This is a genomic window from Psychrobacter sp. Marseille-P5312 (genome assembly GCF_900291405.1).
GTDB classification, from domain to species: Bacteria; Pseudomonadota; Gammaproteobacteria; order Pseudomonadales; family Moraxellaceae; genus Psychrobacter; species Psychrobacter celer.
The window spans coordinates 2,607,140-2,624,854 of the sequence record NZ_OLML01000001.1 but is presented as its reverse complement, the minus strand read 5'-3'; the positions used below and the strand labels follow the sequence as shown (position 1 = coordinate 2,624,854).

At 46.5% G+C, this 17,715-nt stretch carries 13 protein-coding genes; 6 read left to right on the top strand and 7 right to left on the bottom strand.

Features of this window, described 5'->3' with window-relative positions:
* Positions 1 to 97: 97 nt before the first annotated feature.
* The 4 genes from creD to C6W44_RS11315 all read left to right on the top strand — a co-directional run bounded on the left by creD (position 98) and on the right by C6W44_RS11315 (position 3,980).
* Positions 98 to 1,660: a cell envelope integrity protein CreD gene (gene creD, locus C6W44_RS11330; protein WP_105245717.1), complete on the top strand. Its 1,563-nt coding sequence runs from the start codon at positions 98 to 100 to the stop codon at positions 1,658 to 1,660.
* A 21-nt stretch (positions 1,661 to 1,681) separates the two neighbouring features.
* Complete coding sequence (locus C6W44_RS11325; RefSeq protein ID WP_025644264.1) at positions 1,682 to 2,206, top strand: TIGR00645 family protein; 525 nt, start codon at positions 1,682 to 1,684, stop codon at positions 2,204 to 2,206.
* Positions 2,207 to 2,580: 374 nt separating this feature from the next.
* Positions 2,581 to 3,432 carry a DMT family transporter gene (locus tag C6W44_RS11320; protein WP_264755625.1) on the top strand — a complete coding sequence of 284 codons (852 nt, stop codon included), beginning with the start codon at positions 2,581 to 2,583 and terminating at the stop codon, positions 3,430 to 3,432.
* A gap of 176 nt (positions 3,433 to 3,608) precedes the next feature.
* Positions 3,609 to 3,980 carry an MliC family protein gene (locus C6W44_RS11315; protein ID WP_105245713.1) on the top strand — a complete coding sequence of 124 codons (372 nt, stop codon included), beginning with the start codon at positions 3,609 to 3,611 and terminating at the stop codon, positions 3,978 to 3,980.
* A 250-nt stretch (positions 3,981 to 4,230) separates the two neighbouring features.
* Here the strand turns inward: C6W44_RS11315 and hrpA are convergent, their stop codons facing one another.
* The 3 genes from hrpA to C6W44_RS11300 form a co-directional block, all read right to left on the bottom strand.
* Positions 4,231 to 8,364, bottom strand: a complete 4,134-nt coding sequence (gene hrpA / locus C6W44_RS11310; protein ID WP_105246662.1) for an ATP-dependent RNA helicase HrpA — start codon at positions 8,362 to 8,364, stop codon at positions 4,231 to 4,233.
* A gap of 234 nt (positions 8,365 to 8,598) precedes the next feature.
* On the bottom strand, positions 8,599 to 8,913 hold the full coding sequence (locus C6W44_RS11305; RefSeq protein WP_158676723.1) for a hypothetical protein: 315 nt from the start codon (positions 8,911 to 8,913) through the stop codon (positions 8,599 to 8,601).
* A 354-nt stretch (positions 8,914 to 9,267) separates the two neighbouring features.
* Positions 9,268 to 10,689 carry an SLC13 family permease gene (locus C6W44_RS11300; protein WP_105245708.1) on the bottom strand — a complete coding sequence of 474 codons (1,422 nt, stop codon included), beginning with the start codon at positions 10,687 to 10,689 and terminating at the stop codon, positions 9,268 to 9,270.
* 422 nt (positions 10,690 to 11,111) lie between these two features.
* Here C6W44_RS11300 and C6W44_RS13515 point away from each other — a divergent pair, with 422 nt between their 5' ends.
* Positions 11,112 to 11,276: a hypothetical protein gene (locus C6W44_RS13515; protein ID WP_199774483.1), complete on the top strand. Its 165-nt coding sequence runs from the start codon at positions 11,112 to 11,114 to the stop codon at positions 11,274 to 11,276.
* Positions 11,277 to 11,463: 187 nt separating this feature from the next.
* On the opposite strand, the gene C6W44_RS11295 is transcribed toward C6W44_RS13515, so the two are convergent.
* Together C6W44_RS11295 and C6W44_RS11290 are read right to left on the bottom strand one after the other, a co-directional pair.
* The gene (locus C6W44_RS11295; RefSeq protein WP_075100886.1) at positions 11,464 to 12,132 is read right to left on the bottom strand and encodes a YoaK family protein; all 669 of its coding nucleotides are present in this window, start codon (positions 12,130 to 12,132) and stop codon (positions 11,464 to 11,466) included.
* Between the two features lie 127 nt (positions 12,133 to 12,259).
* Positions 12,260 to 13,066: an enoyl-ACP reductase gene (locus tag C6W44_RS11290; protein WP_105245706.1), complete on the bottom strand. Its 807-nt coding sequence runs from the start codon at positions 13,064 to 13,066 to the stop codon at positions 12,260 to 12,262.
* 339 nt (positions 13,067 to 13,405) lie between these two features.
* On the opposite strand from C6W44_RS11290, the gene folE reads away from it, so the two are divergent.
* Complete coding sequence (gene folE / locus C6W44_RS11285) at positions 13,406 to 14,002, top strand: GTP cyclohydrolase I FolE (protein WP_172953095.1); 597 nt, start codon at positions 13,406 to 13,408, stop codon at positions 14,000 to 14,002.
* Between the two features lie 170 nt (positions 14,003 to 14,172).
* On the opposite strand, the gene C6W44_RS11280 is transcribed toward folE, so the two are convergent.
* A complete protein-coding gene (locus C6W44_RS11280; protein WP_105245704.1) occupies positions 14,173 to 15,483 on the bottom strand; it encodes an iron-containing alcohol dehydrogenase in 1,311 nt (436 codons plus the stop codon).
* A gap of 539 nt (positions 15,484 to 16,022) precedes the next feature.
* The gene (locus C6W44_RS11275; protein WP_105246660.1) at positions 16,023 to 17,705 is read right to left on the bottom strand and encodes a dipeptide ABC transporter ATP-binding protein; all 1,683 of its coding nucleotides are present in this window, start codon (positions 17,703 to 17,705) and stop codon (positions 16,023 to 16,025) included.
* Positions 17,706 to 17,715: the final 10 nt, after the last annotated feature.

Sequence of the window (17,715 nt, the reverse complement as noted above, 5' to 3'; positions counted from 1 at the left end):
TGCACCGCTTTTTAGCATGGCTTCTCTACGCTGTTATTTAACTTTACGGACTTGTTATCTGAGTCGCTAGTTAAATCATCAGCTTGAGGACATTCGCATGCAAAAAACCCTATTTATAAAACTCACTGTCATCGCTAGCCTCTGTGTGCTCTTTGCCATTGGTCTGACGATGTTCAGTAGCGTTATTACTGAAAGACAGTATTATGCTGACTCCGTGGTTCGCGAAATCGCCGATCAGCATGTCAACCCGCAAGAGATTATTACCCCTTTCATCGCCATTCCGGTCACCACGACACCAGAATGTACAAGCGCTGCTAATAAAGCCAATGAATGTGCGCCGCCCTTCACAACCATAGATACAGTTTTTGCGGCGCAAAGCTTGGCGACTCAAAAACTTGACGTCAGTACTAACACTTATCAGCGCGGCATCTATCACGCGACTAGCTATAATGGTGAAATCACTTTTAAGCAAAGCTATAAGCCGCAGACAGCTATAGAGTCTATTGAGACTGCCGATGTGCAAACCGATATGCCGGATACTACTGCAGTGCATGACACTATAACAACGGCGAAGCAGGCAATCACGCACTGGGAGCAAGCTAAGCTCATTATTCCAGTATCAGACTTACGCGGCGTGCCCACCTTGCCGACTGTCACAATAGATAAGCAAACTCTAAAAGCCACTTATCCCAGCGTGTCTATGCTCAACGGCTTAAGCTACGTAGAAGTCGCCTTACCAAAAAATACCGTAACGCAATTAAAAGCCAATGCTACGGCTTTGCCTAATACCGCAAATAGTAATATTAACGCTAACCAAGCTATTGATATTACTATTGATTTACTGCTTGCCGGTATTAGTAACCTAAACACAGTCCCTACCGGCTCAAACTTTGAGCTGAGTATGCAAAGCAACTGGCATGCACCAAACTTTATAGGTAAAGCTTTGCCGAATAATAAAGACTTTAGTGCTGAGGGATTTACTGCTAATTGGCAAAACCAGTACCTGACTGTGGCTAATAATCAATATTTATCGCAGTGCTTGAGCACGGCAAACAATAGCTGCACCGTTGATAGCAGAGCGCGCTTAGACAGTAGCAATCATGCTGATTATGAGGCGGCAGCAGTCGTCGTACAAGAAGCTGCCGGTAGCATAGGTAGCACCAATCACGGCAACCTAAATAGCGTGCATCTTAATAGCTTTGGGGTCAGTTTCGCAGAACCTAACGATGTTTATTTGCAAACAGAACGTACCATGAAATACGCTCTACTATTAATTTTGATCTCATTTGGCACTTTCTTTTTATTTGAAGTGATTAAATCAAGCCGTATCCATCCGATTCAGTATTTGTTAGTAGGCTGCGCGCTATTGACCTTTTACGTTTTATTATTACCATTAGCTGAGCAAATTGCTTTTTGGCAGGCTTATGCGATTGCGGGCAGTAGCTGCGTTGGGCTGATCGGTTGGTACACTTATTATGTGCTCGGCGGCGTCAAGCGAGCGGTCATCTTTACCGCTATCTTAGCCGGTCTCTACGCCGCCTTTTATGGCATTCTCACCACTGAAGATCTAAATTTACTGTTAGGTGCGGTCTTCTGCTTTATACTACTCGCCTGCGTTATGATCATGACCCGTAAAATTGACTGGTATAAGATCGCTTGACTTAACACTAAAGAGGCCTCAATGATAAAAAAAATTGAATTTTATTTAGAAAAGACCATCTTCAATAGTCGTTGGATATTGACACCGTTTTATTTAGGCTTAGTAATAGGTATCTTTTTGCTATTTATTAAGTTCGTACAAAAGCTAGTAGGAATGATGACTTATGTAGTAGACGCCCCAGTATCTGATGTTATTGTAGATATCTTGGTACTAGTTGATATTTCCTTGGTAGCTAGTTTATTGCTCATTATTATCTTTAGCGGCTATGAGATTTTTGTCTCCAAAATCGATACGGGCACAAGCGACGATCGTCCAAGCTGGATGGGAAAAGTGGACTTTTCAGGTCTAAAGCTAAAAGTAATAGGCGCGATAGTTGCTATCTCAGCCATTGATCTTCTCAAGTCGTTTATGGATATATCTAGCAAGATGAGTGATCTCGATGCTGATAAGCTCATGTGGAAAGTGATTATTCACATGGCTTTTGTACTCTCAGGTTTATTGTTTGCATTCATGGATAAAATCGTAGGCGACACCAAAAAGCATTAATCAATGTCATTACTTATAGGGCGTGTTGAACATTCACAAATAGGCACTGCTGATCGCTAAAATTGTTCCAGACAAGGCGCAAAGCGACGATAATGCAGATGCCTTAGCTAGATTTGCAACGCAGTATGGCGCAATTTTAGCATCAGCCGTAGGGACAGGACTCTTTTTTGCCGCTTCATTGGTAAAAATAGACGCTTAGAGCGACTAAGCTTACTATTTTTACCTTCGAATCGTCTAAAAAATAGTCTCTGTCAGTGCCATGGTTGAATGTTCAACACGCCCTAATACTCTAATTCTAAAGGGTTCTCTTGACAGCTACTTTCTATACTATTATTGCCCTGGTAGCTTTCGCTACCAATTCTCTACTATGCCGAATGGCATTGATGGAAGGGGCTATCGATCCTTGGAACTTTACGATTTTACGACTACTGAGCGGCGCTATTTGTTTAGGTATTATCATCACCCTTCATACACATCGTCTAAAACATCAGACACAAACCGTGACTTCTTTTAACAGCGACTCTAACACTGACAATAATAACGCTACTGTTGCTGCTATTTTAGCGGATAAAGGCAGCTGGCTTAGTAGTGTCAGCTTAGTGGTCTACGCGCTTTGTTTTTCGCTTGCTTATGTGGATCTAGATGCCGGCACTGGGGCGCTCATATTATCTGCTGCTGTGCAACTGACGATGATAGGTTGGAGTATTTACCAAAAGGAGCAATTAACTGTACTGCAGTGGCTTGCGTTAGCTTGCGCGCTGATTGGCTTTGTCTATTTAATGCTCCCTTCAGCAGCCATACCTTCTTTTACAGGCGCTCTGACTATGGCACTTAGCGGTATAGCTTGGGGCATCTATAGTATACGCGGCAAAGCTTGTCTCTCGCCGCTACGAGCTACGGGGTTTAATTTTATCAGAAGCCTAGTCGCTATCCCTTTTTTGTTGATAGTCGCTATCAGCCATTGGGTTGGGATAAGTATGCAAGGCGTGGTGCTAGCAGTAATATCAGGCGCGATTACTTCTGGCCTCGGCTACTGTATGTGGTATGTGGCTATGCCTTTGTTAAAAAGTACTCAAGCGGCAGTGGTGCAGCTCTGCACCCCTATCCTAGCGGCGATATTAGGCATGGTGTTTTTATCCGAGCAGCTGACGCTCAACTTTATAATCGCCAGTATAGTCATCTTAGGGGCGGTACTGGTATTTATCTTAAATAAAAAAACAGTGTAAACAAAAAACCAAATATCACTCAATCACTTAACCGACCAGGACTTAGCAAATCACGAAAAAGACAGAAATAATTACCTTAGTAAACTCTAACCATAACACGAAATTACATTCGAACATGTATCATATTGCTCAGTATAACAACGCACATTCACTTACCAACTTGAAGAATATCGTTTATGAAAAAATTACTTGCTGTTGCTCCTTTTACCGTTTTGTTAGCCGCTTGTGCAACCAACGCTCCGACTACCACTGCCCCAACCACTGCTGCCAAACCAGTCGTTCAGTCATTTACCTGTGAAGACAACGGCATGATTACTGCCGCCTATGCAGCGGATGGTCAAGCGGCCAACCTAAACGTCACCTTGCCAAAAGTAGGTCTACAAGACGCAAAAATCACGTTAGAGCAAGCAGTATCAGGCTCTGGCGTACGTTATGTAAACAATGTAAACCCAAAGACCACCTATGACTGGCATACCAAAGCAGACTTTGGCATTATGACCATCACCTCAGACAATGGTCAACAGTATCAAGTAAACTGCCAACTATAGTTATTGACTATAAATAATATATTGACTAGTGTTTTTACACTTATGAATGATGAGAGTCAGTAGTGAAGCTACTGGCTCTTTTTTATTGTACCAACCGCAATCAAGACAATCCCAATATTGGGAGACAATGACTGATACCTGACATCCACGCCCTAAAAAGACGTGGCTTTACGGTGCTGGATGATAAAGTAGCCGCTCGCATAGGTTGCCCCTCACGCACCCTACTCACTATCCTTTATTTAACATTTTATTAACCCACCTTATCCCACATTTTACTCAAACGCTTAGGTGACACCGCCATACGAGTTTTCATCGGTTGGGCAAACAGTTGAATGCGATACTCCTCGACCATCCAGCGATATTCACTGATGGCCGCATCGCTGGCACGGTTTGCCAGTCGCTCCATGTGCACATCGAGCGCATAAACACCGTCGAGATCAGCCTCGAGGTTGTGCTCCAGACGTTCGATACGAATCTCTAGCGCCTCAAGATAGCGCGGATACTGCTGCCAATGACTGTAGTCCATACGATAAACAAAATCCGCTAAGTACAAGTCCGATAGCTGATCCTCGATATCATCGATGGACTCGCCAAACACTTCTTGATCGAGCATCAATAGGCTCTGACGAATACGCTGCCAGCGCGTATAGACTTCTTTGAGGATTTTGATGACACTCTGACCCGTCAATAAAAAATTGCTAACCACAGCCTCGAGCGTCTTTGCATACTCCTCTGTGGTAAAAGGCAGCTCTTCGCTCAGTTCAACTGCCACATCATCGGCGCTCTCAGGCAAATCCTCACTATGATCAAATAAGACATAATGCTCCTCAAGCGTGGCATCAAGTGTCGCATCAATCACAATGGTCTTTAGGGCTTCCATATCACCCAGCGGGGCAAAGGCCAATTTAAATATCTTATCGATTTGACTGGTCAGCTGCTTTCTTTTGGCACCCAGCTTGCCTTTGATCAAAGTCAAAACCCCGATACGATGCGCCTGCAGTGCGGCATTGACATCGGTGTATTGATGAATCGATACCGCCTCACCTGCCTCATCTGCGACCAAGGCAGCAAATTGCTTCATCACTACGCCTGCGCTATGATGGTTTTTACTAAAGGCAAAATGCTCAGGGAAGTCCGTGTGTGCGCCTTGCTGCTCATTGACCGCTTGACGGGTCTCTTGAGCATGACGAATCTGTAGCGTTTGTAGGTCGCGTCCTTTTTCGATGATGCGGTTTTTGTCATCGACCACACAGATTTGTGGCTGCAAATAACGATCAATGCTGGCCGGATTAAAGCTCGCTTCGCTCACCGACATAATGCCGCGGCGGTGTAGCGCTTGACACAGCTGCTTGAGCAGCCCCTGTCCGCCCTCGGGCTGTAGCTCATCAAAGAGACTGTCTGCCGTGTCAGGAATCGGTACGATCTGCCGGCGGATGTCTTTTGGTAATGACTTTAGTAGTTGTAATACCAGCTCATAGCGCCAACCGGGCACGCCCCACAGCAGCTCAATGGCATCAAGCTGCGGCAATGCGACAAGCGGCACGCGAATGGTCACGCCATCGTCATCACTTGATGGATCAAAGACATAACGTAGCGGCAGCTTTAAATCACCCAGCTTCCACACTTCTGGGAAGTCGCCTGTGGTCGGCGCTTGACTGTTGAGCACGTCATCATCGGTAAAAAACAGATATTTACTATCATTTTTTTCTACCTCAGCGCGCCAGTCCTCAAAGGCTTTGCGACTAGCGACATGCTCAGGGATTTTTTTGTCATAAAACTGATACAGCGCCTCTTCGTCGACGAGTAAATCGCGGCGACGCAATTTGTCTTCGATACGCTCAACATGGGCGATTTTGTCCATATTGTGCTGCAAAAACGGCGCTTGCCGACCCAAATTACCCGTTACTAAACCGTCACGGATAAATATCTCCCGCGACTCTGCCAAATTGACCTGCTCATAGTTAGTCAGCTGCTTACTAACAATAATCAGCCCAAACAAACTAATCTGCGCGTAAGCTTTAACGCGGCCTGTCTTTTTGGACCAATGCGGCTCAAAATAATGGTACTTCAGTAAGTTGCCCGCCGCGGAGATGATCCACTCAGGTTCAATCTTGGCAACAGTACGCATAAACACTTGCGAGGTCTCAACCATCTCAAAGGCCATGACCCAAGGCGGTACTTGTTTAAACACAGTACTGGCTGGGAATATTTTGGCTTTTTGCTGGCGTGCTGCTAAGTACTCACCGCGATTTTCTGTCTTATGCGCGATGGTCGAGAGCAGCCCCGTCAATAGTGCGCGATGCAGATTGGCATATTTGACCGCTTTGACTTCCTCATCTTCCACACTGGTAGGGTCACTACTACCCGCCCCTTTTTTACCGCCTTTATCATCTGCAAGATTAAGATCCGTGACCATCTGCAGCAACTGCCGATGAGTCTGACTCCATTCACGCACGCGCGGGAAGCTCAGATAATGTTTTTTGGCAAACTGTTTGCGCTGATTACCAGATAATTTATTGCCGTCTTCGCCTTTTTCAAACAGCGCTTTCCATAGACTTAAATAAAACAAAAAGTCAGAGTCATCTTGACGAAACTCAGCATGCTTTTGATCCGCTTGCTGGCGTTTATTGGCGGGGCGCTCGCGCGGATCTTGTACGGCAAGAGCGGCGACAACAATGAGCATCTCACGGATACAATCAAAGTCGCTACCTGCCACCAGCATACGCGCCAGCCTTGGATCGATAGGCATACGCGCCATCTTTTGCCCGATACGGGTCAGACGCAGATGATCCAAAGTTTGTTTACGTTTGGGTAGGTTAGCTTTGTCGTTTTTGGCGGTAATCGCGCCAAGCTCGTCAAGTAATTTATGCCCATCAGTCACCAAACGGCTATCGGGCGGCTCGATAAATTCAAAATTCTCGACGCTACCTAAACGCAGGTTCGCCATCTGCAAAATAACGGATGCAAGGTTGGTGCGTAGTATCTCAGGCTCGGTAAACTCAGGGCGACCGCTAAAGTCCTCTTCACTATACAGACGAATACAAACGCCCGGCGCGACACGGCCACAGCGACCTTTACGCTGATTGGCAGCCGCTTGTGAGATCGCTTCGATCGGCAAACGCTGTACACGCGAGCGATAAGAGTAACGTGATATGCGCGCAAACCCTAAGTCAATCACGTAGCGAATGCCGGGTACGGTCAGTGCAGTCTCGGCAACGTTGGTAGCAATCACAATACGGCGTCCGCGACCTGACGGCTGAAAGATACGCTGCTGCTCTTCATAAGTCTGCCGTGCAAACAGTGGCAACACTTCGGTGTGCTTAGGTCCATGACGAACCAGTACATCTTGCAGTTCTCGAATCTCAGCTTCGGTTGCGGCAAAAATTAATATATCTGCTTGGTCGGCATGACCTTTATTTTGCGCATCGCTAAAGCACTCTTCAACAGCAGCAACCACCGCACGCGGTAGATTTTCTTCAAAATCATCGTAGCTGTCGTCATCTGAGCTACCCACTGGCTCATCAGTCAGCGGGCGATAACGTACCTCAACCGGGTAACTGCGGCCTTCGACATTAAAAATCGGCGCAGGGACATTACGCTTGAGCTTACTATCATAACGGCTAAAGTATTCACTAAAACGCTTGGTATCGAGGGTGGCTGAGGTAATAATGACTTTTAAATCAGGGCGTTTGGGTAGCAGTTTTTTTAGATAACCCATAATAAAGTCAATGTTTAGACTACGCTCATGCGCCTCATCGATGATGATAGTATCGTATTTACTCAAAAACCTGTCATGACCAAGCTCAGCGAGCAAGATACCATCGGTCATCAATTTGACAATCGACTGCGCTGACCCCTGTTCGTTAAAGCGAATCTTAAAACTAACGGTATTACCCAATTTCTCGCCAAGCTCCTCGGCGATACGGTTGGCCACACTACGTGCTGCGAGCCTACGCGGTTGGGTATGCCCTATTTGTCCCGTGATGCCGCGACCTGCCAGCATCGCAAGCTTCGGCAATTGCGTGGTTTTACCAGACCCTGTCTCACCTGCGACGATGACGACTTGGTTGTCAATGATGGCTTGCACGATGTCATCGGCGCGCTGACTGACAGGCAAATCTAGGTTTAAGGTGGCTGGCAAATTGTCTGGGATGCTATCGATACGCGCTTGCACCGCTTGCTGTGAGCGGGTTTTTATTTTTTCGTATTGCGCCCGTTTTTTGCTCAGAATGTCTGCCGCTTTAGGCGAGTCATTTTTGTGAGCGTTGCTATTGGCTGCTTTGTTTTTGGTCACAGCGGCTCGTGCCAGCTCGCGCTCCAAACGCCCAAGGTAGTAGCTGTCTTTTGCAAGGACGGGTAGATCAGAAGTATCGACTTGACTCATCGTACCGGTAGCGGCCTGCGCTGCTGTACTTTTGACATCTAATTGAGAGAGGGTGTTTGTTTGCAGTTTAGTTTGTTGCGATTTTTCAGTTTGATTCGGCATATTTGCTTAGGCTATTTATTATTTAAAAGTGCTTAGATTATGGGGGTTATGCAGGTACGATTCAAGCGGCTTGTCGTACTTGCCTAGCCTTCAGAAGAACTTACTCAATCTGCCGCTTGCCGATTATTGATACTATATTGAGGTGAAAACTGTCTGTCGACTACTGGCCGCGCCAGCAAAAAAGGTATGTAGCCGCTGTAACGGTACTCTAGGAAAAGGCAGGTGCAACGACAGTATCAAGCGCTCAAACGCTACCATCTCATCGGCCAATGCTCGCGCGGTAGCAGGTTCGATCTGCGGGCTTTCATAAAGATTATCAATCAGCCAAGTCAATTGCGGAAAGCTGGCATTATCATGAATCTGATAGAGTGTCGGCACCAGATCATCAGGGATGTGACAGCGCGTTTTACGAATCATACCGTTTTTATAATACATAGTTAGGGGCATATGATGGTACCTCTTTATTAAGTTAGAATGGCTGCATAACGCCTATATAAAGTTATAAGCGATTAGACTTTGGTACAGGTAGCTTTGCTTGGCTTATTACTACTTGAGCTATTATTTGAGCCGTTATTTGAACCACTGTTTGATGAGCTATATTTGGACCAATTTACTCCAAAAACGCCTTGACCACATCAGCCTTGTATAACACCTCTATAGTGAACTGACGATACAATATTTATCAATTATCACTGTTGTCCGGCCCTGCCGCGTATATAAAAACGAAAACCCGATGTCCAATAGTCATGGAAACATCGGGTTTTGTCTGTACTGGTATGTCTTAGTCGGACATATTTGAGGCTATATCAAGAAAAAATACGCCCACAATCCAATAACGACGGTGGCAATGATGTTGAGTAGTACCCCTGTGCGGACCATCTCAGATTGTTTGATCAACCCAGTGCCAAAGACAATGGCGTTTGGCGGTGTCGCAACAGGCAGCATAAAGGCACAAGACGCACCAATACCAATGACCAGCACCAGCACCTCATGCGGCAGACCCATTTGCTCAGCAATCGCCGCAAATACTGGCACCAGCAGCGCAGCTGACGCGGTGTTTGAGGCAAACTCAGTCAAAAAGATAATAAAGGCTGACACCGCAATCATCACCAAGATCAGCGGCGCAGAAGACAGCGCACTTGCCACCGTCTCACCCAGCACCAGTGATGCGCCCGATACTTTTAAGATCGTCGATAGCGCAATACCGCCACCAAACAGCATGAGCACACCCCAATCGGTATTGTCCGAGACTTGCTTCCATGATACCAGACCCAGACTGACCACCGCGGCGGCCGCTGACAAAGCAATGATAGCATCGGTATCGGTGATATCGAGCGCTGCACCAATTTTTTTAGAAAATATCCAGCTAAAGGCAGTGATAATAAAGACGATAATCGTCACAACTCGCGGCTTATTCCACGCGATTGGCGCTTCATCGAGCACAGTGATTGTGCGGTTGAGGTTGGGTTTTAAAAACACATACATCGCCCCCAAGAGCAGCGGCAACAACAACACCATCATGGGCACACCAAACTTCATCCAATCTACAAAGGCGATGTTGAGCGCTTTTGCCGCAATAGCATTAGGCGGCGAGCCCACGATAGTACCCAAGCCCCCAAGGCTGGCTGAGTATGCGATACCCAGCAGCACAAAAACAAAAGTGCCGCGGTCTTTTTCACGATCCACTTGCGTGAGAATACCCAGCGCCAGTGGCAGCATCATCGCCGCTGTAGCAGTATTAGATATCCACATCGACAAAAACGCAGTCACGGCAAATATCAAAAACACCGCCGTACTCAGCTTACCACCTGACATCGATAAGATCTTTAGGGCGATTTTCTTGTCTAGCTGCTGTACATGTAAGGCGGCAGCCAGTGCAAAACCACCAAAAAACAAATAAATAGTCGGACTGGCAAAGCTTTGTAGGCCAATCTTGGCATCAAACTCAGGTATGCCAACCAGCGCCCCGACCACTACGACCAGCAAGGCGGTGATAGTCACGTGTACCGCCTCTGTCAACCACAGCACACCGATAAAAAACAGCAGCGCAAGGCCTTTATTGGCATTGACTTCAAAGGGTAAAACGTTATAGATAATCATAGCGATAATGGCGGCGATGGCGACCACTATCAGCCCTTTACCCGTCCCCTTCGGAAAGGTATCGGTAAATAAATACTCATTGCCATCATCAGGAAGATGGCTGTCTAGTTTTTGCTTTGACATAAAATGTCCTTATTGATCCAAAGACAGTGTAAAAAAGACCCTAAAGATAAACCAAAGAGAGAGTATAAATTGTGATAACTGGCGGGTTATCAGCAAAAAATAGGCTGTTATCATAGCAGATATATCGTAAAAAACGCGCCTGACAAAGCATTTGATTGACCTGTATTAATGTTCGTTTATAAGAATGCTTTAAACTCAATTACTTATCTAAGCAACATTTTTCGTCATCGATGGCGCTGCTAGCAAATACCGTTTTGCCAAGTAGCAAGGATCATGCGCTTTAGTTATGAGTCTTTAGTTACAAACCTTCAGTTACACATCGTCACTAAACACGCATACACACCATATGTACAACACCACCATGCTCTTTCATACTAGGCCATGTCCTCAACCAAATTGACAATAACTATTAGGAGCATTTCATGACAGACGACAATAAAACAAACTCGACCACAAAAATGGCTCGTAAAGATATCAATCAAGATAGCCTTGACAAAAAAGACCAGCAGCGTACCGACGACTCTGCTCTAGACATGATGCAAGGCATGCATGAACACGAAGATCATAACGAAGAAAGCGATAAGTAATTCGCTGGTTTTTCAAATATGTTTAATATGTTTCTAGTTTTAATATAAGCGCATTGCCACTGACAATGCGCCATTTATGTATTGTTTGCTATAAGCGCTCATTGGAATGATGAGCGCTTTCTTTTATGAGCACGTGTCCTAGAATTTTTCTTAAGATACGCTCTTTTTTAGTTTATCTTTATTTTAATTATCTTTTCTCCGGCAAGCGGTCTGAAACATAGTTATAAATAAACGCCGCGCTAAGTACGATGCTAATGGGTACAAACAGCGCATCATAACCGACCTTTGCAAATAAAAACGCCCCAAGCGCACTACCACCACAAAAGCAGTACCAGATAATCGCTTGAAACCCTAAGGTAGGCTTGCTGATGGCACGACCTGCCAGCCAGTTTCCGATGGCCGCACCCATATCTGAGGTAAGACCTGTCAAATGAGTCGTGCGAATGACTGCCCCACTATAAGTCGCTACCATGGCATTTTGTAAACCGCAGGCCATCGCTGCCGCCAGCTGCCCTAAGTAGTCATGCTGCTGATATAGCCAATAACTGAGCAGCAGTAGTGCCGCCTCGATATATAACGCGCGGCCATAACGTCGCCCAAGCTTTAGGGACGTCTGCCCGATCACATAACCGCTTAATATCGCACCTGCCAAAAACGACAGTAGCAGCGCCCCGATATACAAGATACTACGAGCATCCATGTAAGCGATTGCAGCGGCAAACAGACTCACATTACCCGTGACGTGCGAGACAGAAAGACGCGCAAAGCCCATCAGCGCCGCTGTATTGACGCAGCCGGCACTAAACGCTAAAATCGCGCCGCCCCATAATATCCACTTTGGTAGTTTGGTGATCATATTTGTCGTTTTATGGCTTAGGGCCAAAAGCCTTCATTATAACCAAAAAAGACAGCCCATAGGCTGCCTTCTGTCTTTGCTAAATAATATCACTGAATATGTCAGTTCATGCACTTATCTTGAGCGGCTACTTTGACTCATCAGCCATCATTAGCTGCTCGCTGATGGCCACGGTATTGAACCCAGCATCCACAAACATAATCTCACCGGTGATACCTGAAGCCCATGGTGATAGCAAGAACAACGCTGCGTTACCGACCTCTGTTTGGGTGATATTGCGTTGTAGCGGCGCTATTTTTTCGCTGATATCGAGCATCTTTCTAAAAGATTTGATACCACTGGCGGCCAGCGTACGGATAGGCCCTGCTGATATAGCGTTGACACGGATACCTTCACCGCCCATCGATGTCGCTAGATAACGCACACTGGCCTCCAAGCTTGCCTTGGCCATCCCCATAACATTATAGTTTGGCAATACTGAGATACTACCTTCATAAGTCAGTGTCAGCATCGAGCCATGACGCATGGCCAGTAGCGACCGCGCCTCTTTGGCCAATGCTACAAAACTGTAGCTTGAGATATCGTGCGCGATTTGACTGCCCTCACGAGTGGTGGCGCTAACAAAATCGCCATCGAGCTGATCCATTGGCGCAAAGCCAATAGCATGTACGACGCCATCGATACCATCGCCCCAATGTGTGGTGATTTGCTCAAAGCAAGCGGCGATAGAATCATCTGAGGCGACATCACACTCTAACACCAAGTCTGCCTCAAATGCTTCGGCTGCCATATCTACCCGTTTTTTGATTTTCTCATTTGGATAAGTCAAAATCAATGAAGCGCCTTCACGGTGCAACGCTTCTGCGATCGCCCATGCGATAGAGAGTTTACTTGCGATGCCAGTTACGACAAATCGTTGTCCTTGCAGTAGCATAATATTTCCTTTTGAATCGTTCGAGAGTATAAATGCTCATTATAAGTATGATAAAAAGATGACTCATTATACACGAATTGATTTAAGTAAACAGACGTAAACTGTACTTACTGATACAGATGCTGGTATCCTCTATGTTATGGTGATGTCTGATGTCGATAAAACGCGCAACTCTGGCCACAGCAGTATGAAGTTAAGCCATTTTCAAGTATAATCACAGCCCTTCCCAGCTTGCACAATTTTTATAAAAATCCCTTACAACCCTTGCTCGTAATCGAGTGCTTGTAACTGAGGATTTAGCGTTAAGCTACACCCACATTTTGGATGGCTGCCAAACTTATGAGTAATACCCCCATCATCACTCCAGATTATAAAGAAAATATCGACTCTTATCGTCAATTGATTGACTCAACTGGCGAAGACTTAAATCGCCCAGGCTTACTAGACACGCCTGCGCGAGCAGCAAAGGCGTTTTCTTATTTGACGCAAGGCTATCATCAAAGCTTAGAAGAAGTCGTCAATGACGCGGTATTCCCATCGACCAATCGCGAGCTTGTATTGGTGCAAAACATCGAGTTTTACTCGCTGTGTGAGCATCATATGCTACCGTTTCATGGCGTGGCGCATATCGGTTATTTACCAAATGGTCATGTATTGGGTCTGTCAAAGTTTGCGCGCATCGTCGACATGTTTGCTCGCCGCTTGCAGATCCAAGAAAACCTAAGCGAGCAAGTCGCCCAAACCATCATGGATGTGACAGGGTGTCGCGGGGTAGCTGTGGTAATGGATGCCTCGCATATGTGTATGATGATGCGCGGCGTCAACAAACAACAGTCAACCACCCGTAGTACCGCCATGCTGGGTGAGTATCTTCACGACAATCAAGCACGTAATGAATTTTTGGACGCGGTGCCCAAGCGTCGGCCGGCGTTTTAATGTCGCAAGCAATCAAGCCTAACATCTAAACCCAGATAAACGCCCAAACAAAACCCAAAAAGGATACTGCGTTCAGTATCCTTTTTTGTCACTTTTCGTCAGCCTTAGACGCTCGGCTGCATCTGAGCGATCCAGTCGCCGTGCCAGCCTGTGCTTTAAACAAGAGCGCCCTAAGCGACCGCATTCGCCGTCTTGGCAGCAGCACTATGCTGTTCACTGGCGTGTTTGATCCTTGTTAAGATGTCTTTGATTTCGGCAGGTGACAGATAGGTCGGCACCGCATAAGTATCACTGACTTCTTTTGCCGCCGCTTTTGCGATGTCATCAAAATCACTGCTTTGCATGCCTTTTACCGCTGGGTCGATGTGTAAGCTAGCAATCAAGTCGCGCACTTGCGCGATTAGATGATCGGCGATCTCAGCATCACTATTACCAGCGTTGCCTTGCCTGATCATTCCTGTCTGCTTGGCCAGCTTGGCCAGTCTTTTTTTGCTTGCTTGACGATTGACGTCTAGCACATAAGGCAAGACGATGGCATTGGCACGACCATGAGGAATACCATAATACGCCCCTAGCTGGTGCGCGATGGCATGGACATAGCCAAGACCCGCTTTGTTAAAGGCGATACCGCCATAATGTGCAGCTATCCCCATTTCTTCGCGAGCCTGCAGGTCTTCCCCATTTTCATAGGCGATTGGCAGATACTGCATCACCGCTTTGGTGGCAGAAGCGGCATAATAATCGGTCTCAACGCTAGCATTAGCGCTCATCCACGCCTCTAAAGCATGAGTCAAAACGTCAATACCAGTATCCGCAGTGATATGCTTAGGCATCCCTTTCATAATCACAGGATCGATAGCGGCTGCTAGGGGTACCATTCTGGGGTCAATCGACAGCGCTTTTTGGTGAGTTTTGTCATCAGACACCACCGCGCCTAGGGTCGCCTCTGAACCAGTACCAGCAGTGGTAGGAATACAATAAAGCGGTACAGAGGGCTTTTTGGCTTTTAAAAGTCCGATTAATTGCTCAGGCTGGCATTTATTACCTTGGGCCATGGCGATCATTTTGGCCGCATCGATGACCGAACCGCCGCCGATGGCAATGATCGAATCGCACTTGGCGGCGACAGATTGGCGCAATCCTTCTTTGACCACAGCAAACGTCGGGTCTGGCGTGATACCATCATAGATATGGTAGCGGATATTTTTCTCATCCAGATAGTCGGTGACTTTGGCAGGAATGCCCAGCTTATTAAGCACAGCATCTGTGACGATAAAGACATGAGCGTTGCCTTCATTTATCAGCATATCGCACAGCTCCTCGCATGAGGTCTCACCGACAAACAACATCGGTCTTCTAATCGGCACAACATAAGAAAACGCTTTTAGCACTTTGGCGCGAGTCTTGGCGACCGCCAGATAGCCTGCATGCTGTAAACCATTGGTATTGATCAATTGAGAGAGACGACTTGGGTGTTTCATGGGTACAAAAATCCTTTTTTATGATGTCTTTAAACCATGCCAGATACCCTATCACTGCTGTATCAAGCAAACGACTGTTTAAATTTATTGTACCACTGCCGTTTTTGTGATGTCGCATTTACTGTGAACTGCCTTGTTCTACTTTTCACGTTATTCTGCTTTTTACGTTATCATATTGTCACACCATCACGGCCAAACCTGTCGCAAACGCGCTTAGCCGCTATCCTTAGCTAGCCAGCGCTCGTTGTCTTGTCCAAAAAACCAAATCATCACTATAGGTGCCAAAATAATTAGCCAAATACCATAAAAGGTCAAAAATCCCGATAAGTCATGCTCACTTAAACGGCTATAAAAACCATAGCCGCCGCTACGGCAATGACATAGACCAAGTTAAATAATAGCTCAAGCGTGGTCGAAGACCTGTTTGGCTCATTCATTGGTATCACGCGCTCGAATGGGTTTTATTTTGAGCCTACTTGTCATCTATGGTGTTCCAGATTTTATAAATTCGTATAGTTATTTTATTCTGACTGCTTAGACTAAAGCATACTCGCCTGCAATAATTGCTTGGCATACGGATGCTTTGGATTATCAAAAATAGCTTCGGTCGCTCCAGACTCGATGCACGTGCCTTCTTTTAGTACCATAATATGCTGGCATAAAGCGCGCACAACCTTTAGATCATGACTGATAAACACGTAACTGATGTGCAATTTTTCCTGAATTTCCCGTAGCAAGTTGACCACCGTAACCTGCGTGGTGCTATCAAGTGCAGACGTTGGCTCATCAAGTATCAATAGACTTGGCTGCATCACAAGCGCACGAGCAAGCGCTACCCGCTGACGCTGACCGCCTGATAGTTCATGCGGATAACGCTGGGCAAACTCAGCAGGCAGGTGCACGGTCGCCAGACTATCCATCACCGCCTGCTGGCGGGCGACCTTAGCCACGCCTTGTACCAACAGCCCTTCTTCAACTATCTGCATCACTGTCATACGCGGATTGATACTGGCAAAGGGGTCTTGAAATACCATCTGAATCTGCGAACGGAATTTTCGCAGCTCACTCCTAGACAATACCGCGATATCTTGGCCGTTCACCACAATCTGACCACTGATGCGTGCTTGATGACTCAGTAATTGGCTCAGCGCAAGGGCAATGGTGGTTTTGCCAGAGCCGGACTCGCCAACGATGCCGAGCGCCTGCCCTTTTTGCAGCGTCATATCGACGTTTTTTACTGCATCAAACCAGCGCTTGACGCCGCCAAACAGACTTTTTTCAATCGGAAACTGTACTTGTAAATGACTGACTTGCAATACGGTTGGCCGCTGACTTTCATCCTCAAATAGATCTAATGCTTGCCCAAAATCTTGCTCGATAAGGGTGCGAGTATAGTCAGCTGCTGGCTGATTAAACACCTCGGCAGTTTTCCCCTGCTCAATCGTTTGACCTTGGCACATGACGATGACGTTATCGCTATAGCGTTTGACCAAATTAAGATCATGGCTGATGAGTATCATCGCCATCTGATGCTGCCGCTTGAGCTTATCTAGCAGCTCAAGAATCTCATGCTGAAGAGTGACATCCAGCGCAGTGGTCGGCTCATCAGCGATTAAGATATCAGGCTGCTGCGCCAATGCCATGGCGATCATTACCCGCTGGCGTTGGCCACCTGACAGCTCATGTGGATAGCGATGCAGCTTGTCAGCAGGGTCAGTAATATTGACATCACTTAGCAAAGCGATGCTCCTGTCTCGCCAGTGCTTTTTGGGTACGCCGCTTAGACGCAACGACTCGGCGATTTGCTTAGCAACCGTATGTAATGGGTTCAACGCTGTCATCGGCTCTTGAAACACCATAGCAATGCGCTGACCACGGATAGCGCGCAGCGCTGCATCACGTGTTTTATGATTGCTTATCGGCAATGTCGTCATTTCTGCCGCATCTGCTAACTGCACTTCACCAGTAACGCTCAAGCTATTTGGCAGCAAGCCCAACAGTGCAAGACTGGCGATCGACTTACCAGAGCCTGACTCGCCGACGATAGCCAGCGTCTCCCCTTGTCGCAGCTCGTACGTTAGCTTATCGACCAAAACGATATCTGCGTCAGTGACGATACTCAGTTTATCTACTACCAGCATGAGCTTGTTTTGTGTATTGCTATGATTGTCACCTAAAAGGCTGCTTTGCTCAGTAGTAATTATCATATTGGCGTTTATCATCTTATCAGTT